The sequence below is a fragment of the Salinibacter sp. 10B genome, from assembly GCF_002954405.1.
In the GTDB taxonomy this organism is placed as follows: Bacteria; Bacteroidota; Rhodothermia; order Rhodothermales; family Salinibacteraceae; genus Salinibacter.
Genome location: NZ_MQWC01000004.1, coordinates 3,246,696 through 3,270,088 on the forward strand (window position 1 = coordinate 3,246,696; position 23,393 = coordinate 3,270,088).

The 23,393-nt window shown below is 58.7% G+C and carries 17 protein-coding genes and 2 pseudogenes; 5 read left to right on the plus strand and 14 right to left on the minus strand.

From position 1 onward, the window contains the following. Nucleotides 1–516: 516 nt before the first annotated feature. From BSZ35_RS13205 to BSZ35_RS13235, 6 genes are all read right to left on the minus strand, one after another. A complete protein-coding gene (locus BSZ35_RS13205; protein ID WP_105012884.1) occupies nucleotides 517–1,185 on the minus strand; it encodes a thioredoxin domain-containing protein in 669 nt (222 codons plus the stop codon). Between the two features lie 361 nt (nucleotides 1,186–1,546). After that, nucleotides 1,547–1,969 (minus strand): AraC family transcriptional regulator, encoded by a 423-nt coding sequence (locus BSZ35_RS13210; protein WP_105012885.1) that lies wholly within the window; start codon nucleotides 1,967–1,969, stop codon nucleotides 1,547–1,549. A gap of 42 nt (nucleotides 1,970–2,011) precedes the next feature. Next, nucleotides 2,012–5,086: an efflux RND transporter permease subunit gene (locus BSZ35_RS13215; protein ID WP_105012886.1), complete on the minus strand. Its 3,075-nt coding sequence runs from the start codon at nucleotides 5,084–5,086 to the stop codon at nucleotides 2,012–2,014. Nucleotides 5,087–5,232: 146 nt separating this feature from the next. Further along, the gene (locus BSZ35_RS13220) at nucleotides 5,233–6,342 is read right to left on the minus strand and encodes a hypothetical protein (RefSeq protein WP_146110098.1); all 1,110 of its coding nucleotides are present in this window, start codon (nucleotides 6,340–6,342) and stop codon (nucleotides 5,233–5,235) included. Between the two features lie 302 nt (nucleotides 6,343–6,644). Next, nucleotides 6,645–7,757 (minus strand): hypothetical protein, encoded by a 1,113-nt coding sequence (locus tag BSZ35_RS13225; RefSeq protein WP_105012888.1) that lies wholly within the window; start codon nucleotides 7,755–7,757, stop codon nucleotides 6,645–6,647. A gap of 398 nt (nucleotides 7,758–8,155) precedes the next feature. Further along, complete coding sequence (locus tag BSZ35_RS13235; protein ID WP_146110099.1) at nucleotides 8,156–8,695, minus strand: hypothetical protein; 540 nt, start codon at nucleotides 8,693–8,695, stop codon at nucleotides 8,156–8,158. Nucleotides 8,696–9,297: 602 nt separating this feature from the next. Here BSZ35_RS13235 and BSZ35_RS13240 point away from each other — a divergent pair. The 3 genes and pseudogenes from BSZ35_RS13240 to BSZ35_RS13245 all read left to right on the plus strand — a co-directional run. Next, nucleotides 9,298–9,444, plus strand: a pseudogene (locus tag BSZ35_RS13240) (transposase); the annotation flags it as partial. 132 nt (nucleotides 9,445–9,576) lie between these two features. Then, a pseudogene (locus BSZ35_RS20230) lies at nucleotides 9,577–9,711 on the plus strand (IS256 family transposase); the annotation flags it as partial. A gap of 19 nt (nucleotides 9,712–9,730) precedes the next feature. Next, nucleotides 9,731–10,879, plus strand: a complete 1,149-nt coding sequence (locus BSZ35_RS13245; protein ID WP_258096360.1) for a transposase — start codon at nucleotides 9,731–9,733, stop codon at nucleotides 10,877–10,879. 369 nt (nucleotides 10,880–11,248) lie between these two features. On the opposite strand, the gene BSZ35_RS13255 is transcribed toward BSZ35_RS13245, so the two are convergent. The 6 genes from BSZ35_RS13255 to BSZ35_RS13280 all read right to left on the minus strand — a co-directional run bounded on the left by BSZ35_RS13255 (nucleotide 11,249) and on the right by BSZ35_RS13280 (nucleotide 18,512). Continuing rightward, the gene (locus tag BSZ35_RS13255; protein ID WP_105012893.1) at nucleotides 11,249–11,605 is read right to left on the minus strand and encodes an AraC family transcriptional regulator; all 357 of its coding nucleotides are present in this window, start codon (nucleotides 11,603–11,605) and stop codon (nucleotides 11,249–11,251) included. Nucleotides 11,606–11,646: 41 nt separating this feature from the next. Continuing rightward, nucleotides 11,647–12,876: an efflux RND transporter periplasmic adaptor subunit gene (locus BSZ35_RS13260; protein ID WP_105012894.1), complete on the minus strand. Its 1,230-nt coding sequence runs from the start codon at nucleotides 12,874–12,876 to the stop codon at nucleotides 11,647–11,649. A gap of 337 nt (nucleotides 12,877–13,213) precedes the next feature. Beyond that, nucleotides 13,214–13,690: a hypothetical protein gene (locus BSZ35_RS13265; protein WP_105012895.1), complete on the minus strand. Its 477-nt coding sequence runs from the start codon at nucleotides 13,688–13,690 to the stop codon at nucleotides 13,214–13,216. A 364-nt stretch (nucleotides 13,691–14,054) separates the two neighbouring features. Continuing rightward, nucleotides 14,055–15,755: a spondin domain-containing protein gene (locus BSZ35_RS13270; protein ID WP_105012896.1), complete on the minus strand. Its 1,701-nt coding sequence runs from the start codon at nucleotides 15,753–15,755 to the stop codon at nucleotides 14,055–14,057. 415 nt (nucleotides 15,756–16,170) lie between these two features. Beyond that, nucleotides 16,171–17,646, minus strand: coding sequence for an ATP-binding protein (locus tag BSZ35_RS13275; RefSeq protein ID WP_105012897.1), 1,476 nt, complete (start codon nucleotides 17,644–17,646; stop codon nucleotides 16,171–16,173). A gap of 125 nt (nucleotides 17,647–17,771) precedes the next feature. Beyond that, nucleotides 17,772–18,512 carry a response regulator transcription factor gene (locus tag BSZ35_RS13280; protein WP_105012898.1) on the minus strand — a complete coding sequence of 247 codons (741 nt, stop codon included), beginning with the start codon at nucleotides 18,510–18,512 and terminating at the stop codon, nucleotides 17,772–17,774. Between the two features lie 460 nt (nucleotides 18,513–18,972). Here BSZ35_RS13280 and BSZ35_RS13285 point away from each other — a divergent pair, with 460 nt between their 5' ends. Beyond that, nucleotides 18,973–20,331, plus strand: coding sequence for a 3-deoxy-7-phosphoheptulonate synthase class II (locus BSZ35_RS13285; protein WP_105012899.1), 1,359 nt, complete (start codon nucleotides 18,973–18,975; stop codon nucleotides 20,329–20,331). Nucleotides 20,332–20,577: 246 nt separating this feature from the next. On the opposite strand, the gene BSZ35_RS13290 is transcribed toward BSZ35_RS13285, so the two are convergent. Continuing rightward, nucleotides 20,578–21,648 carry a M42 family metallopeptidase gene (locus tag BSZ35_RS13290; RefSeq protein ID WP_105012900.1) on the minus strand — a complete coding sequence of 357 codons (1,071 nt, stop codon included), beginning with the start codon at nucleotides 21,646–21,648 and terminating at the stop codon, nucleotides 20,578–20,580. A gap of 241 nt (nucleotides 21,649–21,889) precedes the next feature. Between BSZ35_RS13290 and BSZ35_RS13295 the strand changes: the two genes are divergently transcribed. Then, nucleotides 21,890–22,600: a response regulator transcription factor gene (locus BSZ35_RS13295; RefSeq protein ID WP_105012901.1), complete on the plus strand. Its 711-nt coding sequence runs from the start codon at nucleotides 21,890–21,892 to the stop codon at nucleotides 22,598–22,600. 110 nt (nucleotides 22,601–22,710) lie between these two features. Here the strand turns inward: BSZ35_RS13295 and BSZ35_RS13300 are convergent, their stop codons facing one another. Continuing rightward, complete coding sequence (locus BSZ35_RS13300; RefSeq protein ID WP_105012902.1) at nucleotides 22,711–23,373, minus strand: HD domain-containing protein; 663 nt, start codon at nucleotides 23,371–23,373, stop codon at nucleotides 22,711–22,713. Nucleotides 23,374–23,393: the final 20 nt, after the last annotated feature.

Consider the following 23,393-nt stretch of genomic DNA (forward strand, 5'->3'; position numbering starts at 1 on the left):
GACCATCGTAAGAGTCACCCTTGATCCACGAAACTGTTCGGTCTGCGCAATAACTACCTCTGAGTTCACCTCGATACCTGTAAGAAGACCGGTTCGGAGAGTTGCTTCTGCCTTGAGAGTGCCAGATGGAGAAAACCAAAGAATTCGATTGGGGTGCATGTTGGCGACAACTATTCTATTTTGACTCGCTCCCAAACTCCGTGGATTCGTTAGTTCACTCGGGCCTCGTCCCTTTTTGCCCCATGATTTAGAGAAATCACCATCCTCGAAGATATGAACTACAGGTTCTGGTTGTGTGAGGATATAGACAGTAGATGAATCAATATCTACATCTTCTATTCTGTATAGAATATGGTCATTCCCATACGTGTATGCAGGTTCGGGAAAGTTTTCAGTATTATAAGGGTTGCTTCCATTAACATAATAAGCTCCACCTATAAATAAGTTAAAAATAATATAAATAAAAATTAAGTAAAATATATATATGAATAATCTCTTACACATAAATATTTAAAATTATTTGTTAATTTTGTTGTTTATTATCTCCAGCATTTCCTCTTTAGATGTCTTGACTTTAACTTTTTGTCTATTTATTAAAATAGCTGGGATAGACTTTATTCCTAAACTACTAATTAATTTAAGTGTATTCTGGTTAATTTGTTCTACTTTGCCATTATTATTTTGTACACAAGATTGAAGAGATCCACGTCCATTTCGAAATTTTTGTTGTAGGTCGTTAAGTTCATTGTATAGTAAATCATTTCTTTTTAAGGGTAATTTGTTTTTAAAAACTGAGACACGAAAATATTTAGCTTGATGAAAGCTGCTCCTTTTGAGGCAATAGCTAAATGTAGCTGCTAATAAACCACCCTCATGACCAGGAAGAATTGCATCTAAACTATAGTAATCTATTTTATCATTTTTTATTTTTTTGTTTATGGTAGGCCATATCCATCTATGAATAGTCCTACAACCGTCGCATTCGTAATCTGTTAATAAAAGTATTTCATCCTTTGATCTAGTATCACCATATTTGTATGCTAGAGGGTTATTTTTAAGTCTATTATACAGTCCTATATTTAACTTGTCAATATTTTCGTTACTAAAACTATAACTGTATATTGCAAAAATAAGTATGGGTAGTATTAATCCAAAAATAAAATATTTATTTAGAATATATTTCATAAACTTATGATGTAGTGTGTATTACAAAAACCACCCCCGATTCAATGTCGGGGGTGGTGTATGTGGTCGGTATAAAGTTACGTCTATACTTTCTCGCAGTCGACTATCGTGCCATCATCTTCAACGGTGCAACAGATATTGCCGTCACACTGCAATTCGGGATTGGCCTGAACGTCGTCCGGGAAGATTGCTGCCCCTGAAAGCATAGCGACACTCAATAGAGCTCCGAGGGTAAACCGTTTTGCCTTAGAGGTTAAGGTTTTCATCTTACTGATGGTTTGATTTGGCTTCTAGCGAGTGGAGTGCTTAATATTGAGGTGAGTTTCATGATATTCATCTCATACAGGTTCTCATTTATAATTTAATTTGTCTTCTCGCGCACGGTTGAAGGGGCAGTACCTACGCGCCGTTTAAATGTAGTGCTAAACCCGCTCGGTGTATTATAGCCTATCGAGAGAGCGATTTTGGTGATGGATAGGTCTTCGTTGTGAAGAAGCCGCTTGGCGATCGCGAGCCGGTGGTTAATTATGAACTCTTTAATCCCATAACCAACAAAATGTCTAAAGCGACTTTGAGTACCTGAGCCACTACAGGTTTTACACTGCTCAATCACTGTTTTAACATCAAGATTCATATCGAAGAGCTGATTACGGACAATGATGTATGCTTCCTGTACATCTGGGGGCCAGTCCGGACTGGGTTCATTAACCTCCTCCTTTAGGTAGTCCTCTTTTTGTTGCTCGATAATCTCATAGGGTGTTTTGGATGATTGAGGGCTCGACATGGCGTTAGTAATCGGTCTAATGAGATGAGTTTGTAGTGGGCACTACCCCACCTGTGCCACCAACTGATACAGCACCGGCACCACGAGCAGCGTGAGTACCGTCGCGCTGAGGAGCCCGCCCACGACCGCAATCGCAAGGGGCGCCCGGATCTCGGCTCCGGCTCCCAGCCCCAGCGCGAGGGGCAGGAGGCCCAGGACCGTCGTTATCGTCGTCATGAGGATGGGGCGAAAGCGGGCCCGGCCCGCCGCCTCGACCGCCTCACGGAAGGGCATGCCGCGCTCGCGTCGTTGATTGATGAAGTCGACCTTGATGATGGCGTCGTTGACGACAATCCCGACCAGCACCACGCAGCCGGTGAGGCTCATCAGGTTGATCGTCTGCCCCGTCAGCCAGAGTACCAGCGCCACGCCCGCGGCGGCAAGGGGCACCGCCGCCAAGATCACGAACGGCTGCCGTAGGCGCTCAAATTGGGCGGTAAGGATGAGGTAGACCAGGAGCAGGCTCAGGAGCAGGCTCCAGCCCACCGCCCGGAGGCTTTCGCGAAAGGCCCGGTTCGCGCCGCCCACCGATCCCCGCACGCCGGTCGGCAGTGCCGCGTCCAGTTCCGATTGCACGGCAGTCACAGCCTCAGAGAGTCCTTCTCCCTCCGACACGTCGGCCACGAGGCGGACGACCGGCGCCTGTTCCGCCCGCAGGAGCGCCGCGGGGAGGTCGGTCCGCTCGGCAATAGCGAAGCGGCGGAGGGGAAGGCGGCCGTTCGGCGTCGCGATGGTGCGCTCCAGGAGGGCCTCGATCGAGCCGACCGCATGGCCCCGCACGACAATCGGCACTTCCTTGCTCACCTGCCGCAGCGAAGTGGCTCGCCGTCCCCGTGCCGCCGACTCCAGCGCCCGGCCCACGTCCTCGGGCGTCACGCCGTAGCGGGCCATCACCTGCCGCCGCAGCCGGAGCTGATAGGCCGGCACCTCAGCCGCCTCGGCCCGCCGAACGCCCGCCAGCTCGGGCCGGGTCTGCAGGCGCCGGAGCAGCGAGTCGACGATCCCCTCGGTGCGTCGTCGCTCCTCGGCCACAAGGTCAATCAAGAGGTCGTTTTCGCCAGGGGAGAGGAGCTCGCCGAGCTGCGTTTTTGAGGGCTGCACCTCGACGGTCACGTCGGGCGGAAAGGAATGATCTTGCAGGCGACGGGCGGCCGTCTGGGCCCGCACGCTGTCGGGCAAGAGCACCGTGAGGTCCGCCTCGTAGGGCGGGCGCGGGTCCAGCTCCAGGCGGGCCGTGCTCCGCTCGCCCAGGTCACCCAAGACGTGTGTCGCCCCCACAGTGCGCCGGGCCGTGCGCTCCACCGTGGCGGCCCGCTCCTCGACAACTGGCAAATCTGTGCCCGGAGCGAGGGTCAGGTGCGCCTCGACGCGGCCCTGGTTGGAGGCGGGCACCACCTCGCGCGGCAATTGCCAGCCCACCGCGCCGGCCAGTCCGAGCACGACGAGAGCCCCTGTGAGGACCCAGCCCGGATGATCGAGGCTCCACCGCAGCGCGCGCTCGTACGTTGCCAGCAGGCGATTCATCCACGCGCCCGTTTCCCCAATGGCTCCCTGGTCCTTGCGCAGTAGCAGGGGCACGACGGTAATCGCCACCAGGAGGGACGCCAGAAGCGAGGCCACCACCGCCAGGGACTGGTCCTGGAAGAGACGCCCGGCCAGTCCTTCGACGAACGTAATCGGCAGGAAGACGGAGATCGTAGTGAGTGTACTCGCAGCGATGGCTCCGGCCACCTCCTCCGCGCCTTCCCGCGCTGCTTCGACCGGCCCGAGTCCCTCCTCCCGCAGCCGCGCCACGTTTTCGGTCACGACAATAGCGTTGTCCACCAGCAGCCCCACGCCGAGCGCGAGGCCGCTGAGGGCGATCATGTTGAAGGTGACGCCGAGCATCTCAAAGCCCACCAGGGCGAGGGCGAGGGAGAGCGGCACCGCCACCGCCACGGCCAGGAGGGGCCGCAGGCGTCGCAGGAAGGCAAACAGCACGACAACAGCGAGAATTCCGCCCAGCAGCACCGCCTGCACCACGCCGCCGATGGCCTGCTCGATAAAGACGCTCTGGTCGACGACCACGTCCAGCCGCACGCCGGTTAACTCCTCTTCCAGCGGGCCGAGAGCCTCGCGCACCTCGGCGGCGGCCTGTACCGTGTTGGCGTCCGGGCGGCGCTCGACCAAGAGGAGCAGGGCCTCCTGCCCGTCGTAGCGGACGAGCCCGCGCCGCTCTTGCACGCCGCTCTTGACGCGGGCCACGTCGCGGAGCCGCACGGGGCGCCCCTCCCGGCGAGAGAGCACCGTCCGGGCTACGTCCTCCGCGCTCCGAAATTCCCCGCTCACCTCCACCGCGTAGCGGAACGGGCCGCGGCGGATCGTGCCGCCCTGGAGTGACTGATTGGCCTGCCGCAGCGCCCGCTCCACGTTGCCGAGGCCGAGCCCGAGGGCCGCCAGGCGGTCCTCGTCGACGCGAACGGTGACCTCCCGCTGGTAGCCGCCGGTCACCCGGACGCGAGCCACGTCGGACAGCTGTTCGAGGCGGCGGGCAATGACCTCGCGCCCCACTTCGCGGAGGCGGACGAGGTCCTGGGGCCGATCAGAGGGGGGGGCACGTGCCGTCGCAGTGCGTTGGACCGCACTCGTATCTGGTTGCGACCCGCGCAGGGCGAGCATCAGGATGGGCCGGTCGCTGGGGTCGACGCGCAGGACGACCGGCGTGTCCGCGGCCTCCGGCAGGCGGTCGCCCAGTCGGTTGATCTGCTCGCGGACGTTCAAAAGCGCGCGGTCGAGGTCCGTATTCCACCCGAAGCGCAGTTCCACGAGGCTCCCGCCCAGCTGGCTCCGGGCGGTGACGCGCTCCAAGCCTTCGGTCCCGGCCACTGCTTCTTCCACCGGCTCGGTGACGGTTTTTTCCACCCGCTCGGGGGGCACGTCGGGGTAGGCCGTCCACACTGTGAGGGCGGGGTAGCCGAGGTCCGGCAAGAGCGCCACCGGCAATCGCACGTACGCCACCGCGGCGATAGCGAGGAGCAGGGCCGTCACCGAGCCGACGGCCACCGGGCGGCGAAAGCAGAGGCGGATGAGGGCGCGCATCGGAAGGGAAGATGCCAAGGGCCTTTGAATGGAGCGCCTCAGCAACGTATCCCGCTTTCTTTACTTTTACAAACTGATTACTTCCGAGATAAGGGGAGTCGGAAGATTGGGGGGGGGCTGAACCGACGGCAAAAGAACAGATGACCTCACTGCTCTCGGACAATTCTATATGCCCAGAGCTCCGTCCCCCCGAGCACGAGAAGGCGCCCGTCGTGCACATCGATCTGGTAGCCCCGACGGCTGGGAACGGGAGGGAGTTTGTCCTCCAGTAGACGAGCGAGATGGGTGCCGTCCGCATCGAACACGTCAATCCAGTGGTTCAGATTACTTCGGCGGTTCTCGTCCAAACTTCCATCGAAGGTACCGACACTGACAAAAATCTCATTGTCCGCGTTGGTCTCGATGTCGGCAACCGCCCCTTCACCCATGAATGCGCTGTATCCCGTGCTTCCCATATGAGCGATCTCAGCGGCGTAGGACTGTTTCACTGGATCGAACGCCAACTCGCGACGCCACACCCGCTCGAAGTCCGGCGAATACTTCTCAAGCACGTAGTCGCCTCGGTGTCCCACGATTACGTTGCCCGATTGGTCGATGTCAAGTCGGATCTGATAGTCGTTCATCAGCGTCGCCACACGCTCTTGTCTCCTCTTCGGCGTCGAGTGCGCGTCCTGTACCTGCTCATAGGTACGGAAGCGGTCCTGCGGCAGGAAGCTCTCGACGAACTCCCCCTCTCGATTGAAGACCTGCACCTTGTCTCGATTGTAGTACCAGACCCGGTCCGTCAGGTAGATGCGATTCTTGTCATCTAATGCTACGTCTAGAGGAATACCGAATCCCTGACTCTGCGGCGTCCCCGACACTTCCAGGTCTTTCTGGATGAAGAACGAGTCTCGGTAGACCCCGTCTAGCGAAAAGAAGTGGACGGTGCGGTCCCACTTTTCCAGCGCGACAAGTTCGCCCGCGGATGAAACGAGCAAGCGCATCACCGTCCGCTCAAACTCGCCCGGCCCAGGTCCTTCTCGGCCAAAGGCGAATTGGTGATTGAAGTCGCTGTCGAAGACGTGGATGCGTTTGGCCCCATCGTCAAACAGATATACAGTGCCGTCGTCGGCGAAGGTAAGGGCACGGGGCTCGAAGATCTCATGTTTGGCCAACGTATCTGATAGGGTGAGCACCTTCTCGGCCCGAATGGAGTCGTCCGCCACGAGGGGATTCATGAACGTAGCGAATACGAGAAGTATCGATAATTGCATTGGGAGGGAAAGCGAACTTTATATTAGGGATCGATGAGATTGGGGTATGCTACAGCGAATTAAGACGTGCACACATTTATATAACATTTTATAAAAAACTCTTGCCTTTTATTTTGGCAATCACGGTTTCGTTATTCAGGCTTACTATCGTCGGTGCAGGTCGAGGTCGAGACGTACGTTTGAACGTCGGGTTCAAGGCAATACAGCCTGCGCCATCTTGGGGCAAAAACGTCGAGAGCGATTTCTTTACGAAAGGGCCCTTGGGAATGGGCACTCCTCTTCGGTAGACAGGAGTATATTATTCAGGGCCAGGTGACTTTATAGATACCAATTGTGCGCTCGTCGGGGGTTGGATTGCGTTCAATGTAGATCCGATCGTTTGCGTCGCGAGCAAGGACGCGACCGGGGAGGGAAAGGTGAAGCCGCTCGTTGGAATTGATCGCTCCGAGGGTCGCATAGTATTTCTGCTCAGACGGTTCAAACTCGGTTTGCTCATAATATCCTTCGCTGTGGTCGGCAAAGACCTGCATCACGACCCCGTCCTGTAGCAAAAATGTCCCCTCGACGATCACATAGCTCGCCATCCGATCGTATAGCGCCGACTGATTCTCTGTCGTAATCTGTAGTGGCGTTTCTTCTTCAGGGGGGCGAAATTTGGGATGGCCAACCGACAGCTTTTTTGTGAGCGGATTATCCGATTTGCCGAGGTCGTATAGGCGTACGTTCGGCACGAGCTGATGCCCCACCGCTGCAAAGGAGTCGGCTCGCACGTCCATCGTCCTTCTCTGCAGGATGTACTCGCCGTCTTGATACAACGAGGGAAACGTGCCGAATTGCTTCTCGACGGTGAACGTATCGGTCAGCATTGCGATCGTGTGTGCCGCAGGCGGAACCTCCAGCGTTCCCTGTATTCGAGGGTTGAAGCTGGTGGTCGGCAACACGTATCCGTCTGCAGTCTGGAAAAGATCGTACCCTCCCACCCAGTGGCCATCCGGCAGGCGAAAATTGTCGATGTACGTCCCCGAGGTATCGAAAACCGAGAATCCACGCCAGCGCTGTTGAGCGACGACAATTCTTGCTCCGTCGACCGACAGGAAGACGGGTCGCCCGAGCTCTCCGGGGCCTCTCCCTGCTTCTCCGATAAACTGCCTGATGGACCCGTCGTCTCCGACGACCGCGACGCGCCGCATCTTTCGGTCGGCCACATAGATTCGAAGCGGGTCAAGCTCGACGTCCGCGTCGACGAGCTCCCCGATGAAGCGATCGTCGGTTTCGTGAATCGCCAACGAGTCGATCAATTGGATCGCCGTCGTTTTGTCGTGGGACACGACCTCGGCGTCGCCGCTTCCACATGCCGATAGAAGAAGAGAAAGAAGAAGTGTGAGGAGGGGGATATTGAAGGAGGTGAATCTCATAACGAATTGTGTTCACAAAGAGACCGCAAAGAGAAAACCACGAGGCCCGCATTAGAGGAGCCCCGTGGTTTGTACGTCATCAACGACCGATACCCCCTGTAGAAATGTTACTCCTGCTCGGGGGTGATAACGACTTCGCAGTAACAGTTAACCGGAGGGCCTACGCAGGCTGGGCCCGTAGAACAAATCTCCAGGTCCGGGTTTACGTTTGCCTTGGCCTGCTGTGGGCTGAACGTATCGACTGCGAATCCTCCTGCGACGATAAGGCTGAGAACAAGAAACGCAGTACTAAGGATATTTTTCTTTTTCATGTTCATGGTCGAAGTTAAGAAATTTAGGTTCTACGTGTAGCGAAACCGGGCGTTTTCAGCAGTCCTCGGAAGGAGCCCTGTACTGCATTATGAATCCGTTGGGCGCACAATCTGCTGCACGTGACGCCGTCGCTGCTCGTTAGAAAGAGAAGTCGCAGTCGGGTATATGACCTCTTTTTTCTCATCCTCCGACATGAGTATGACGGCCGGGGTGGTACTCAAGTCGAACGTAGTTTGAAACCAGCCGATTGTATCGAGGCGTGTTCGGTACGGAGTCGTGAACGTGTTCAGGTACCGTCGGGCGGACAGGCGACTTCGCTCCTGCAACACGTTTACGGCGTGCACCTCCTCCACCTGACTTGCTGCGCGGTGCCAGCCGTGCATGGCGTCCCGGCTAGAATAGCACTGGTACGGGCTGTAGAAAAAGACCACTGTTGCCTCTTCAGCGGGGGGAAGAGGGGCGTCCGCTGCCTTGTTGTTTAGCACAACGGGAAATGCATCCCAATTCACTTCTGAGACCGGAGAATCAGATGGGCTGGCTGATTCGGGTTCGGCGCTCCACCATAGACCGACACTGGTCAGCAACACGACGGTCCCGATTGCGAGTTTGAGGACTACACGTACCATTTTTATTCGGAGCGCATTTCGCGACGGCAATCCATCATTTTGTACTCTGTAAAATGGACTGCTGACGATCAATAAAAAAATAAATTCTGTTTACCTAAATAATTTACGTTTATGGTTTGTAGGCATAGTGTTCAATTTTGGTACCCCACGACTCTTTGCATTGCTTTGTCCGATACTGCCGTCGGTACTCTTCCATTGTAGTCTCCGTCTCGCGTCTAAGCGTCCGGATGCCGCTTCAACTGCTCGAAAAGCCAGCCGCCCAGAGTTCTTTGTAAACGGGTCTGTCTCGACGAGAAGCCGGTCTCACTTCACAGTCACGTGCGAACGCCCCTTTTCCAGGGGCGGGATGTGTTTCAGCGAACCGACTACGAGTACCGGCGGATCGAGAGTCTAGCGCGCTTGGCTCAAGAGGCAAAAGCCGGCAACCCCCATGTAATCGGGCTGGAAAGCCGGGCAACTGGCGGTTCAGAACCGAGGATGCTTGAATCAAACTCCGACGGCTCTATCCCTCCTTTGGTGATGGATTGACCACTAGGCACTGTTTGATAAGAAGGCTGCATGAACGGCGTGCACAGTCTACCGGACTGTTCAGCCGTTCTGCTATGCCTCGACGCCGCTATGAGCTCACTGACGAGCAATTCGAACGCATCGAGCCCCTCCTGCCGGAGGTGGAAGGTCGTGGGTGTCCGTACAACGATTACCGGAAGGTCATCAACGGCATCTTCTGGATTTTGCGGTCCGGAGCTCCTGACGGGATGCGTCAATAGTTTTGTGTAACGCCGATGATGGTCTTCCCGGAATCGAGGTCGGATAGAAAAGGGCCACCGCCGCCGGTTAGGTTGATTGGACTCACCACAAGTCGAATCAACCTACCGATGACGATGACCCAAATTGAGGTGTCTTTGGACGAGAAAACCATTCGCGAAGTTCGGCTCGGTGATCGGGGAGCCGAAGTGCTTTTGGAGAAAGTGATGAACCAGGTTCTACAGGCCGAGATGACTGAGCACCTTGGAGCCGAGCCTGGCGAGCGAACCGATGAGCGTAGCGGCTATCGAAACGGAAGCTACGAGCGTGGCGGACGAGTCCGCCTGGCTGACTACCAGAATCGGACAGTTGAAGTTGGAGGTGCCACGCGACCGAGACGGGACCTTCCGCACCGAACTGTTCGAACGCTACCAGAGGTCGGAGAAGGCGCTGGTGACGGCTCTGATGCAAATGGTGATTCAGGGCGTTAGTACTCGCAGAGTCAAGAAAATCATCACCGAGCTTTGCGGTCGAGAGTTCAGCCGGCAGACGGTGAGCAACCTGACCGAAAAGCTCGACGAGCAGGTCCAGGCCTGGGCAGAGCGCCCTCTCGGGAAATACCCGTTTCTCCTGGTCGATGCGATGCAGTTGAAAGTGCGACGTCAGGGAGCTGTCCGCTCGACGACAGCGATGATCGTAGTTGGGATCAGCGAAGAGGGCTACCGGGAGATTCTCGGCTTCAAGATCGCCTTGAGTGAAACTGGAGAGAGTTGGAAAGAGCTGTTCGAGGACCTGAAAAAGCGAGGACTCCGAGGCGTTGAGTTCGCCGTAAGCGTGGCGGACGAGTCCGCCTGTCACATGAGGGCTTGGAGAAGGCTTTGCGAGCTTGCTTCCCAGGCTGCATCTGGAATCGGTGCTGGGAATCTCAGATTCCTGGGCCACTTCCAGCGCAACGTACTCGATAAGACGCCTGCCGATTGCCACGACCAGATGAAAGATCTCCTTGACCGGGTTCTCGAAGCCAGTTCCCAGCAGGAGGCCTTGGAGCGCTTCGAAGAAGGGGCCGACGAGCTGCGAGAGGAGGCTCCTGATGCCGTGGAAACCTTCCAGGACGGTCTCTTTGACGTGACTGCCGTACTGGCCTTACCGGAGAAGTACCACCGCTGGCTTCGAACGACCAACATGCTAGAACGGCTCATCCAGGAGATCCGGCGGCGGGAAAAGGTGATTCGAATCCTCCCCAGAAAGGACTCGGCATGGCGTCTCGTCGGCGCCTTACTGGCGGAAAAGCACGAGGATGGCAATCTGGGATTGCCCAGGTCAACCAGCCGACGCTACTTGAAGACCGACGAGTTCTACGACTGGCTCGATGAGCAGGCCGATACAGAGGCCACAGACTTCCAATCTGAACCAACAAATCGCTCTCTTCAACCTGCCTAATCGGCGGCGTGCTTTACACAAGAAATCTGACTTGATCCAGAGAAGACCGTTGACATCATCTCGTAGTTTATCGTTTCGGCCCTACTTCCAACCTCAAATGTGGGGGGCTCTACCGCAATATTCAGCGGAGTTGTAGCGATGAAGAACATAACTAGGAACGGGGCGAACGAAAAGAGAAGACCTTTCTTCTTGAGCATGACAACCGTTATGGTGTTAGTTTATAGTACTCGATCGATGGGGCGAGCATCCAGTCACCAGTTGAATGGTTACAAACGAAATAACACTCATCAACAAAATGCTTATCTCATTATAGGTTATTATATATGGTGTGTATTGTTAATTTTTACAAGTGGTGGAACCATGAAAAATCTAGTCCTCTTTTTTGTATTGTCGCCGGTATTCCCCCATCGTCATCCCCGTGTGTCGCTTGAAGGCTCGGATGCCGTTGCTATCGCTTGAGAATCCAACCTTCCAACAGATGACGTAGACCGGCTCGTCGGTTTCGAGGAGGAGCCACCGGGCTTCGTCGATGCGGACCTGCCGAATGAATTTCCCTAGCGGTATCTTCTTCTGCCGTCGAAATTGCTTCCGAAGGGTCTCATAGGAGACATCGACGACAGTCGCGACCTCCCGCGCCGTTTCGATTTCGCCGATGTTCTTCTCGATGTAGGAGGTCACTCGCTCGACCCGTTCGTTCCGGACGGTCTGAGAGGAGGAGCTAGACATATCAGGAATTACCGTCAATGTGAAAAGAAGGGGGGGAAGGGCTATTCCAGCCCGACCTCGCGTACGTCTGAAACTGTCACCGGCGCGTCGTGCGCGAGGGCAAAGTGTCCATCTACGGCAATTGAGTCGCCCGGCGCCACGCCCTTCGTGATCTCGACGTAGTCGCCCGAGCGGGCACCGAGCTCGACGTAGCTCCACTGCGCACGCCCTCCCTTGATGACGAACACGAGGTCGCGCCCCTGCCGCACGAGCACCGCCTCGTCCGGCACCACGAGTCGATCCTGCAGCCGCTCGGTCTCCAGCCGCACCTTTGTGTAGAGGCCCGACACGAGGCGGCCCTCCGGATTCGGAATGGAGACGGTGACCCGTCCGGTGCCCGACTGGCGCTCGACCTGCGGATTGACGGCCCAGACCTGCCCTACAAACTGGGCAGTTGAATCGTCCGCTGGGCCGAGGGCGGGAACGTGTACCTGAGCGGTGGCGCCTTCTCGAACGTGCACGAGGTCACTTTCCAGCACGTCCACCTCTACCTTCATCCGGTCGTCCCGCAGCAGGGTGCAGACTTCAGTTCCTGGGCTTACGTACTGCCCCTCCTCTACCTTGAGATTGGCGATGCGTCCGGAAAACGGGGCGGTAACCCGCGTTTGCCGCAGGTTGAGCCGGGCCCGCTCGACGGCCTGTCGGGCAGCGGTGAGGCCGCTCACGGCCGCCTGCGTGGCCCGACGCTCGTCGAGGGACGTGACGGAGGAGGTATCCGCCGACGCGAGGGGAACGGCAGAATCGCTGGCGTACTTCGCTTGGTATTCAGCGCGAGCTTTGAGCAATTTGGCCCGGGCTTCCTTGAGGGCAATGCGCTCCTCCTCGTGTTCGAGGCGGGCGAGAAGGGCTTCCCGAGACACGCGATCGCCTTCCTGTACCGCACGCTCGGTGACGTACCCCTCGGCTTCGGCGCGGAGCGTGGCTGTTTTCCACGGCGTGAGATGTCCGTTGGCCTGTGTTCGGAGCGGAAAGTCGACCCGTTTGGCCACCACGACGTCAATCACCGCTTCCGACGACGGAGCGTCCGCCTTTTCCTGGGCGGCGTCCTCGGCGGCCTGTCCGGTGATCATGGGCCAAAGTCCGTACAGACCCAGGCCCGCAATGGCCACAACGAGTAGAAGACCGGCGATGTGCCAGATTTGGAGGCCAGAAGGAGGAGACGTGTTGTCCTCCTGCGACGAAGTGGACGGTTCGGGATCGGACGAAACGGGATCCAGGTCGGTCGAAGACATACACACAATCGGCCGGAACAGGATGGTGCTGGGTGTCCCCCAGAGAAGATGAACATGAGGAGACTAAAGATAAGGTTACATTTAAGAGTAGTTACCCAAAGGAGATAATGTCAAAAAACGTACGTGTATGTGCGTATCCTATTAGATGAGGATATTGACGCGCTGGAGGGGGGACGGGGGAGCGTTTCGAAGAAGAGCGGATGCCTGCCCACCCCTTCCGAGACGGTGGAGGCGGTGGACGGCATCAAGGAAATGAGAACAGACGCAGCGACAGTGACGTCCCCGAGATAAATTGATCTATGAAAGATATGCAGTGCGGGGGAGGTCAGGCACGACATCACGAAGATAGCTGGACGGACCGGCCGTCCCGGCCCCGCATTCGTTCGTGCGGCGGGGGATCTTTCTTCTGCAGTCGCGAGCCGGCTCGTGCGACATACCCCTTCGCCAGAAAGTGGCGGAGGCAGCGTCGGGCCGTGTCCATCTCCATCCCCTCGCTCTCCGCAACCTGAAAGTAGGCGGGGAATGAGAAGGAGGGGGGCAGCGCCTGGTACAGCCGGTCGGCGATCGGGGGGACGGGCCGCGAGGATTGCTCCTGATCGTCCGCATCGGCAATCGACTGTTCAATCTCGTTGATTAGCCGGGAGTGCGTGAGGTCGCGTCGAAGTGTGCGATTTTCTTCCTGGAGTTGGTCGCGCTCGGCCTCTAGGCGTTCCTTTTGGGCGCGGAGTCGTTGTACGGCATCGGTAAGCGACTCAATTCGCTCCAGTAGCTGAGCGCGGGTCTTTTGAGGAGCAGACTGTGGTTTGTTGGTCATCGGTCCAGGGGACGGTTATGAATGATACCGGGCGAATGCCGGCGGTCCCCGTACATATCCGCGTCGCGTTCGCTGCAAGGAGGTAACAATTCCAGTCGGATTCTCCGCACGGGTCTTTTTCACTACGACAATTCCGCAAGCTGTGTTACGGGCGCAGAGGCTCCCTACAAGAAATCGGAAGCTTTGGATAAGGGGCTCTGAGGCAGAGGGGACGGGTTGAGCACGTCTGATCCGGAAACCAGCGGACGGTTTTTCGAACAGGCCGTTGTTTGTGGCAACACGGTCGCCCGCAAGAAAAAAGCCGCCCGGCGGTACGAAACCGCCGAGCGGCATTTGATTCGTTGAAGGAGGCGGCGGTCTGTGATCAATTTTGCGGGGTAATCGTCACTCGAAGGATGTTGGCCGTCTCCTCGTATTCGAAGCCATCGTCGTCCAGAAATCGATCCTCGTCCGCATTACGAACCGCGGCGATCTGGCCTTCGCCGTCGGGGCCAGTGTCGGGGCCGGATTGGCGCGGGGCCTGGTTGAGGCCCGTCCCCGGTTCCTCGTCGCCCTCGGTGCCGGCATCGTAGAGGATGACCGATTCGGTCATTGTCCCGTTAATCGGCGCATCATTTTCGAAGAGGGGCAGCCCCTCTGCCGGGAAGCTGTAGAAGAGGTCGTTGGACTGGATGTACATGGTCGCAAACGAGAGCCGATCGCCCGGCTGTCCCTCCACCGTGAAGGAGTAGGTGTTGCCCGGGGCAAGCGGGCCCGCCTCGTCCGCGCCGTTCGGCGTGTTGAAGATGCCCGCGTCTCGAATATCATCGGTTGAGGCGTCCAATTCCCCGGCCAAGGTCTCGGGCAGGCCGTCCTCTGCCACGCCCTCGATGCCGGCAGACGCACGTTCGCCGACCGTAAATGCCTGCACGGCGTCTGCGTGGGAGGCGTAGGCGCCCGGGGAGAGCGGCACCGTGGGGCCCGTAAGCGGCGCGGCGGCTTCGGCCCGCACGCTCGGGTCGCCGTCCTCGGCAATTTCCTCGATGCCGTCGATGCTTTCGGACTCCGCGGCATCCGGCACAAAGAAGGCGACCTCGTTCCCGTTGGGAGGAGCCTGGTCGAAGTGGGCCGCAAACGCACCCGGGGAGATTACGAGCGGGGCGCCGTTCACCTGACGTCCCCCACCCACGTTCTCAATTGTCACGGTAAACTGGATTGATCCGGTGGCGTCGTCCATCGTACTGGAGATGGTCATGTTGAGGCCGTCGGCCACGGCCGGGTATTCGAATCCATCATCGTTGGGCGTGCCGTCCCCGTCGGTGTCCGTGACCTTCACCAGGGAGCCGTCCTCGTCGGGACCCGTATCCGCTTCGCTCTGGCGCGGCGCCTGGTTGCTGCCCGTGCCGGGCTCCTGGTCGACCTCCGTCCCGGCATCCCAGTACGAGATGTGCTTCGTCACATCCGCAGGAGTGTCCATCCCGATGGGGGTGCCGTCGCTTTTGAAGAGGGAGAGGCCACCGGGGTCAAAGCCGTAAAAGATGTCATTCGACTGTACGAACATTGTGGCGAACGAGAGCTTCATGCCCGATCCTGGGATCTCGTTCGGGCCGGCGGTAAACGAGAACTGGTAGGAATTGCCCGGTGTGAGCGGGCCTGGGCTGCTAGCCCCCTGCGGGGTGTTGAACACTCCGGCCTTCGTGAGCGGTTGGGCGGTGCCAACGTTCTCGATGGTGACGTCGAACGTGGTCGGGGTTCGGCTCACCATCACGTCCATCGCGGTCGAGGCCGTCGTTCCCGAATCGTCCTCGACCGTAAGCTCGATGGTGTACGTGCCGCCACTGTCGAAGTCGTGCACCACGGTCTCGCCGGTGTCGGTGCTTCCGTCGCCAAAGTTCCATGCGTAGGAGGCAATGCTGCCGTCCGGGTCCATGCTGCCGGCGGCGCTGAAGGCGGCACTGAGGCCGCTGCGCGAGTCGAGGGAGATGGAAGCCGTCGGCGCTTGATTGGGCGGCGGCTCATCTCCGGTCATCCCGGAGCTGTCGCATCCGATCAGGCCGACGCTGAGGCCTCCGGTGCGGCCGGCCATCGCAGTTCCTGAATGTCTTCCCGAGGGCCTGGAACATCCTCACAGAAGAGTCAGCCCTTCTAACCGTTGTATGACAAGGTCTAACAGATCTATAACGCGCCCAGTGCAGTTGTGAATTGCTACTTGCTTCGACGGCGGTGAGGCTCGTGTGCCTCCGATCAATGAGGGGGACGAGAACGAATGGGGGACGAATCCCCTCCGATTTTGCCCTCGTGCCCAGGACAAATCAGACAACCGTGAGGGGGCGCGACGTGGCATTAGAAGCGTCGTTGGACGCCAACGGCGCTACGAAGGTTGTCTTCATGCTGGAATAGGGGGGCGGGGGGCTGACAGAATCGGGACCGTCCTTCTATCCGGGTTGGGGGAGCCGGTCGGAGAGTGAGGAGACTCCGCCGGTTGGTTTTCCGCCCTCATGTTAGGAGGAACGCGTGGGGGAAGCGACGAGGGGCAGAGAAAACCGGAAGGTAGTGCCCTCGCCGACGGTGCTCTCCACTTCCAGCGTGCGGTCGTGGAGTTCCAGAATCGTTTTTGCAATGGCGAGGCCAAGTCCCGCGCCGCCTTTCTCGCGGTCGCGGCTCTTGTCGACCCGGTAGAAGCGCTCAAAGATGTGCGGAAGGTCGTCTTCGGGGATGCCGGGGCCGGTGTCTTCCACCTCTACCCGTACCGCGCGCTCCCGATTGGTCAGCAGTACGCGCACGTGTCCGCCCTCCGGCGTGTAGTGAATGGCGTTGTCGATGAGGTTGGAGAGCGCCCGTTCCACAAGCCCGATGTCGGCCTCTACGCGGGCGTGATGTTCCGGCAACTCCGCCCGCAGCTCGACCGCCTGCGCCTCTGCCTGGGGCTCGTACTGCATCACGATGTCCTGCACGAGCTCGGCGATGGGAAAGGATTCGATCGTCGGTTCGACCTGCTCGGTTTCCAGCTTGGAAAGCTCAAAGAGTTCGCCTACGAGATCATTCAGCCGCTGGGCGTTGCGAAGGGCCGTTTTGACGTAGCGCTGACGCTCGTCCGAATCGAGGTCCCCGTCCTTCATATGAACCGTTTCGAGGTAGCCCTGGATCGAGGCGAGGGGACTGCGCAGGTCGTGGGACACGTTGGCGACCAGCTCGCGCCGCATGCGGTCGGCCTGGCGGAGTTCTTCCATCGTCTCGACGAGCGTGTCGGCCATACGGTTAAAGCAGGCGGCGAGTTGACCGATCTCGTCGTTGGCGCCCTCGTCGATGCGCTGGTCGAAGTGTCCCTGTTCGAAGTTGGCCACCACGTGCTGCATGTGCCGAAGGCGCTGCGTGAGCCGACGAAAGAGCAGGAGGCCCAGTCCCGCTACGACGAGCAGAATGAGCCCGAAGCCGATGAGCGCGCCCTGGATGATGTAGCTGTCCTCGATCATGCCCGCGACGGAGGCATACTGTTCACTGCCGAGAATGACATAAAGGTAGCACTGCTTGCGACCCATAATTTCGATGTGGGCTACCGAGAAGGGCTTGTGCTCGCCCTGATCTCGTGGGTCGTCACCGAGGATGGGCAGATCATCGCCCGACATGAACCGCCGGATCGGGGCCATGTCGATTCGTTGCTGGTCGATGGCAGTGGCGGAGGAAGCAAACGAGGCTTTGAGCTCTCCTTGCCGATCGAGGAGGTAGATCTCAATCCGCCGGTTGATGCCGGTCATGTCCGTAATTTTCTCGCGGATGCCCGCCCGGTCGATGCTGTCTTTGAGCAGGGGCTCGAATCGGGGCACCATTTCTTGTGCGAGCGTTCGATTGAGCTTTTGCTCCACCTCGTCCGCGTAGCGTTGTGCCGTCCGTCCGCCCAGCACGGCCAGCACGATCCCCAGGCCCACAATCATAACGAGGAAGAGCCCGGAAAGCTTGGCGTAGAAGCTGTTGAGCATGGTGAAAGCCTGAACGGTCGGGAGAAATAGGTCCAGCGGAGCGCCCAATTCGGGGCAGAATGGATTTCATGTTGCATATTTCGTATCGCGTGGCTGCCCTCGTACGACGCAATACGAAATACGGTCTACGAATCCTGTTCTGCCAGCTCCTCCCGTTCGGCGAAGCGGTAACCCACGCCCCAGACCGTCTTTACGTAGCGGGGGGAGGACGGGTCGGGCTCAATCTTGTTGCGGAGGCGGTTGATGTGCGTGTTGACGGTGTGGCTGTAGCCGCTATACTGGTATCCCCACACCTCGTCGAGCAGTTCTTGTCGGCTGTAGGCGCGCCCTGGATTTTGGGCAAACAGAAGCAGCAACTCGTATTCCTTACTGGTGAGGTCGACTGTATCTCCCTCGGCCGTCACTTTTCGCTTCGTCGGCTCGACGACGAGACGGCCAAACTCGATTGGGGACTCGTCGTCGGAGGGGGAAGGGCCCTCCTGGTCCACCTCCACACGTCGAAAAATGGCCTTCACGCGCGCCAATACCTCCCGAATGCTAAACGGCTTCGTGATGTAGTCGTCCGCGCCCAGCTCGAGTCCCAGAACCTTATCCACCTCTTCGGTTTTGGCTGTCACCATCAGGATGGGGGTATGGCACTTCTCCTGCCGCAGGCGCCGACAGATGTCGAAGCCATCCGTGCCGGGGAGCATAATGTCGAGGACGATGAGATCATAGCTGCACGCCAGCGCTCGTTTGAGGCCTTCGTCGCCATCGTCGACCGCATCCACTTCATGTCCCTCGTCGGTCAGATGCAGCTCTAGCAGGTCGGCGATGTCGGGATCGTCTTCGACGAGGAGAATGTGTTTGGGGGCAGGAGGCGTCACGGGGAGAGCAACGGTTGGGGGACAAGCAGCAGGGACGTTAAGGGCGGCAAGGAGAAAGGGAATTGCCCGTCATGAGTGGGACGAATGGTTCGGAGGCCGTGAGGGGGAGACTATACTGTCGGGATCGAGGGCATTGGCGTTACGGTTCGTCCTGGTAGGGCGTCGAGGGAAGGCCTGCAGCTTATACCAATGGCCGTGGATTACTTTACACATCGCCGGAGGCTCCGAATCGATTTCGGGTGCCTACTTCATCCGGATAAGATCCCGAATTGGGGGGAGGCCTCCGCTCTCAAAGAAAGCATGGGCGTTGCGTGAGGGGCTCGGAAATGTGCAATCATCGTCGGTAGGCGGTATGATTTTGTACGGAGGCATCCGGCGGGGAGATTCGCCTCCCGAAACGTGTGCGGTCCCCGCTCGTAGATCGGACAGTTCCGTAATTCCCCCAACACCTTGATGCACCATGGCGCACGATGTAGCGACGGATTGGACGCTGAGTTCGTGGCGGGCGAAGGAGGCCCTACAACAGCCCACCTACTCGGACGAAGCGGCATTGGACGAGGCTCTTGATCACGTGTCTAGTCTCCCGCCCCTCGTCACCTCCTGGGAGGTGGAGAATTTGAAAGAGGAGTTGGCGCGCGCCGCTCACGGGGAGCGCTTTCTGTTACAGGGAGGAGAATGTGCGGAGTCCTTTCAGGGGTGCACGGCCGACGTCATTACGAGCCGGCTCAAGATCCTGATGCAGATGAGTCTCGTGCTCACCTACGGGCTCAATACCCGCATCGTCCGTGTGGGCCGCTTTGCCGGGCAGTACGCCAAGCCCCGCTCGTCGGATACCGAAACGCGCAACGGCACGACACTGCCGAGCTACCGGGGCGATATCGTCAACAGCGTCGAGTTTACGGCGGAGGCCCGGGAGCCCGATCCCCAGCGCATGGTGGAGGCCTACGCGAGTTCGTCCCTTACGCTCAACCTCGTCCGGGCGCTCGTTAAAGGCGGCTTTGCCGACCTCCGGCATCCGGAGTACTGGGACCTCGACTTCATGCAGCACTCGCCCCTGGCGGAGGAGTACCACGCCATGGTGGATGCGATTGAGGATACGCTCGATTTCGTGGAGGCGGTGACAAACGAGAAACTCGACACCGTGGAGAGCGTGACCTTCTACACGAGTCACGAGGCCTTGCTGTTGCCCTACGAGGAAGCACTCTCCCGCACCGTGCCCCACAAGGAGGGAGTGTACAACCTTGGGACTCATTTGCCCTGGGTTGGCAAGCGGACCAACCAACCCGAGAACGCACACGTCGAGTACGCTCGTGGCATCGAAAACCCGATTGGGTTAAAAGTGGGACCGGACATGACTCCGTCCACGCTCAAGCGACTCGTGCGTACCCTTGACCCGGAAGACGAACCCGGCAAGCTTACGCTCATCACCCGTTTTGGGAACGACAAAATCGCCGATCGGCTCCCCGGCCTCATCAACGCGGTCCGCGATACGGGGCAGACGGTCCTCTGGATCTGCGACCCGATGCACGGCAACACCGAGAAGACCGACGATGGTACGAAAACGCGCCGGTTCGACAATATTCTCGGCGAGCTGGAGCAGGCCCTCGACATCCACGCGGCCGAAGACTCATACCTGGGCGGCGTGCACTTCGAGCTTACCGGTGAGAATGTGACCGAATGCATCGGGGGGGCCCGCGGGCTCAGCGAAGCCGACCTCGGGCAGGCCTATGAATCCCCGGTCGATCCGCGGCTCAACTACGAGCAGTCCTTGGAGATGGCATTCAGCATCGTACGCAAGTATCGCGAACTCCATCGGTAATACCGAATTCTGTTGCAGACTTCAGGTAGGAGGTACGGCGGTGCAATACGCAAAAGCTTCTCGGATCGTCGGCACCGTCAAGGAGGACACTAGTAGCGCCGCTGGACTCCAACGGCGCTACGGACGCCTGCGTCCTACCGGAATAGAGCTCCCGGAGTTGGTATAAGGTTGTACGTGTGTATGTATGGAGGGAGGTACGTCCATTGCCTTCATACGTACACACGTACGCCCCTGCACACTTCAGTCCTATAGGGATACGCCAAACTCGTCGTTCGGGGCGAGAGAGCGGGCAAACGCGGTGAGGAGCTGCACGCACTGCTCGATGTCCTCCGTATCGACGACCTCCACGGTAGAGTGCATATAGCGGAGCGGGACGGAGACAAGGCCGCTCGGCACCCCGCTTCGGCTTTTGAAGATGGAATCGGTGTCGGTGCCGGTGCGACGGTCACTGGGCTCGTGTTGAAGTGGAATGTCCTCCTGCTCGGCCACCTGCATGAGCCGCTGCACCACCTGTGGATGCGTGGAGGTGCCGTGTGTGATGGCTGGGCCCTCGCCCATCTTCACCTGCCCATGCTTCGTGCTGTCGATGCCGGGGGAGTCGGTGGCGTGCGTTACGTCGAAGGCCACCGCGGCGTCGGGCTGGAGGCGGTGGGTGATCATCGAGGCGCCGTGGCCGCCAATTTCCTCCTGCACCGAGTTGGCACCCTGTACGGTCCACGCGGGGGGATCGTCGGAGAGACGCTTCAGCACCTGCGCGATGATGAAGCCGCCCAGCCGGTTGTCGATGGCACGGGCGGTGATGCGCGTGTCGGAGAGCTCCGTGGGCGCCACGTCGAACACCATCGGGTGCCCCACGCGAATGCCGTTTTCGTGCACGCCGTCCTTGTTCTCAGCGCCCACGTCCACGAACAGTTCGTGCACCTCGGGCACCTTTTCGTTTTTCGTGTCGCGGATGTGGATGGCCGTGTTGCCCACCACGCCGGTCACGGGACCGTCGTCGCCCAGCACGCGCACCCGAAGGCCGCGGGCAATGGCGCGGTCGGAGCCCCCGATCCGGGTGACGTAGATGAATCCCTCGTCGGTAATGTGGCGCACCATGAAGCCGATCTCGTCGACATGGGCGTCGAGCATCAGCGTCGGGCCGTCGTCGTCCGCTCCGTGTAATGTGGCCCAGGCCGTGCCGTACTCGTCGGCATCCACGGCATCCGCGTGGTCGCGCACATAGTCGGCCCAAACGCGTTGCCCGGGGGCTTCGAAGCCCGTTGGACTTGGGGTATCCAGGAGGTTGAAGAAGAAAGACTTCGTCTCGTCGGTCATGCGATCATCGGGTACGGTCGGTGAACAAATCGTGCCAGTCCCATGATACGAAGGGCACCGGGGTGGTGTCCAATCGGGACCGGAATCGGTGGGAACGGCGGACGCCGATCTTCTAACCTGCCTGTTACGGACGGATCTTTGGGAACAGACCGTCGCTTCCGTATATTGCAGCCGATCCAGCAGACAGCTCCCGGCGGACCTCTCTGCTCGCCACTCTCACTCACGCAGTGCCTCTTCCATTATGTCGAAGACGACGGACCAAACCTATCATATGCTCATCGTGGAGGATGACCCCGACATCCTCATGGGGCTCAAGGAATATTTCGAGCTCGAAGAATACGAGGTGGAGACGGCAGAGGATGGGGAGGAGGCCCTCCAGAAGATGCAAGACATGGACAAATGTGATGTCGTTCTTCTCGACGTAATGCTGCCGAAGAAGGACGGCTTTGAGGTGCTCCGCGAGTCGCAGGAAATGGGCTTCAGTGCGCCGATTCTGATGATTACGGCCCGGGGAGAGCAGGAGTCGAAGCTCAAAGGATTTGGGTTGGGGGCGGACGACTACATCACGAAGCCGTTCAACGTGGAGGAACTGGCTGCGCGGGTCAAGGCGATTCTGCAGCGTACCATGCCGCCGTCCGAGGCGCCGATGGATGTGTACGAGATCGGGGACGTGGAGATCAACTTTACGACCCACGAGGCCTACCGGGATGAGGAGGAAGTGGAGTTCACTGCCCTGGAGTTTGACATTCTCCGCTATCTCATCCAGCACAAGGGACGCACCGTGACGCGGAAGCAGCTGCTACGAGACGTGTGGGGCATCGATGAGAATATCGTCACCCGCACCATCGATCGTCACATGGCCTCTGTGCGAAAGAAGATTGAGCCGGACCCGTCGGCGCCCACCTACATCGAAACCGTCTACGGCATCGGATATCGGTTTGACGACGAGTAGGACGTGAAGCGTGATCCGGGAGGCGTGACGGCTGTGCAGCACTCCTGCAATCACTCGTGTTCACGATATACGGAACGACACCTTCGTTCCCGGCGGGCAGGTAGCACCGATCACTGCTCCTCAATTTCGGACGCGAGCTGATCGAGGTACGACTGCATGAATTGCACACGGCGCTCGGCTTCCTCGCGTCCCGCGGTCGTTTGCATCGTGTCCGGGAGGCGAAGGAGCTTAGCGTAGAAGTGATCCAGCGAGTACGTAGCGTCGTCCGGAGCTCGAGACTCGCAGAAGGGGTCCTCCGGGTCATAGAAGGCCGTGCCAAGGTCGCCCCCGACCATGAAACATCGCGCAATGCCGACGGCGCCGAGCGCATCCAGCCGGTCGGCGTCCTGCACGACCTCCGCTTCGATGGTGTCCGGTTGCACGGTGCCCGAGTAGCTATGCGCCTCGATGGCGTGGCCGATTGCATCGATCCAGTGGTCAGGATACCCAGCGCCCCGAAGAAAGTCGGTAGCGGCCTCCGCGGCACGTTGTGCGGCCTGTGCCCGCCGAGGATCATCTTTTGGAACGACGACACAATCGTGCAGCCATGCCGCGGGGACGACCACCTCCAGGTGCGCGTCCTCGATCCGGGCCAATCGGCGAGCGGTGGTCACCACTCGTTCGATGTGGGCACGATCGTGTGCGGCGTCGGCGTCGCTCGTTTGTTCGTGCAGGAAAGCAGAAAACCGATCTTCCCAGGCGGACCATTCGTTGCTGGAAAGAAATTCAGGCATGAGGGGCTCTAGTTGATTTC

Coding starts and splice junctions, on each gene's coding strand:
- BSZ35_RS13205 (WP_105012884.1), bottom strand. CDS start 1,185: ATGAAATATATTCTAAATAAATATTTTATTTTTGGATTAATACTACCC.
- BSZ35_RS13210 (WP_105012885.1), bottom strand. CDS start 1,969: ATGTCGAGCCCTCAATCATCCAAAACACCCTATGAGATTATCGAGCAA.
- BSZ35_RS13215 (WP_105012886.1), bottom strand. CDS start 5,086: ATGCGCGCCCTCATCCGCCTCTGCTTTCGCCGCCCGGTGGCCGTCGGC.
- BSZ35_RS13220 (WP_146110098.1), bottom strand. CDS start 6,342: ATGCAATTATCGATACTTCTCGTATTCGCTACGTTCATGAATCCCCTC.
- BSZ35_RS13225 (WP_105012888.1), bottom strand. CDS start 7,757: ATGAGATTCACCTCCTTCAATATCCCCCTCCTCACACTTCTTCTTTCT.
- BSZ35_RS13235 (WP_146110099.1), bottom strand. CDS start 8,695: ATGGTACGTGTAGTCCTCAAACTCGCAATCGGGACCGTCGTGTTGCTG.
- BSZ35_RS13245 (WP_258096360.1), top strand. CDS start 9,731: ATGAGCGTAGCGGCTATCGAAACGGAAGCTACGAGCGTGGCGGACGAG.
- BSZ35_RS13255 (WP_105012893.1), bottom strand. CDS start 11,605: ATGTCTAGCTCCTCCTCTCAGACCGTCCGGAACGAACGGGTCGAGCGA.
- BSZ35_RS13260 (WP_105012894.1), bottom strand. CDS start 12,876: ATGTCTTCGACCGACCTGGATCCCGTTTCGTCCGATCCCGAACCGTCC.
- BSZ35_RS13265 (WP_105012895.1), bottom strand. CDS start 13,690: ATGACCAACAAACCACAGTCTGCTCCTCAAAAGACCCGCGCTCAGCTA.
- BSZ35_RS13270 (WP_105012896.1), bottom strand. CDS start 15,755: ATGGCCGGCCGCACCGGAGGCCTCAGCGTCGGCCTGATCGGATGCGAC.
- BSZ35_RS13275 (WP_105012897.1), bottom strand. CDS start 17,646: ATGCTCAACAGCTTCTACGCCAAGCTTTCCGGGCTCTTCCTCGTTATG.
- BSZ35_RS13285 (WP_105012899.1), top strand. CDS start 18,973: ATGGCGCACGATGTAGCGACGGATTGGACGCTGAGTTCGTGGCGGGCG.
- BSZ35_RS13290 (WP_105012900.1), bottom strand. CDS start 21,648: ATGACCGACGAGACGAAGTCTTTCTTCTTCAACCTCCTGGATACCCCA.
- BSZ35_RS13295 (WP_105012901.1), top strand. CDS start 21,890: ATGTCGAAGACGACGGACCAAACCTATCATATGCTCATCGTGGAGGAT.
- BSZ35_RS13300 (WP_105012902.1), bottom strand. CDS start 23,373: ATGCCTGAATTTCTTTCCAGCAACGAATGGTCCGCCTGGGAAGATCGG.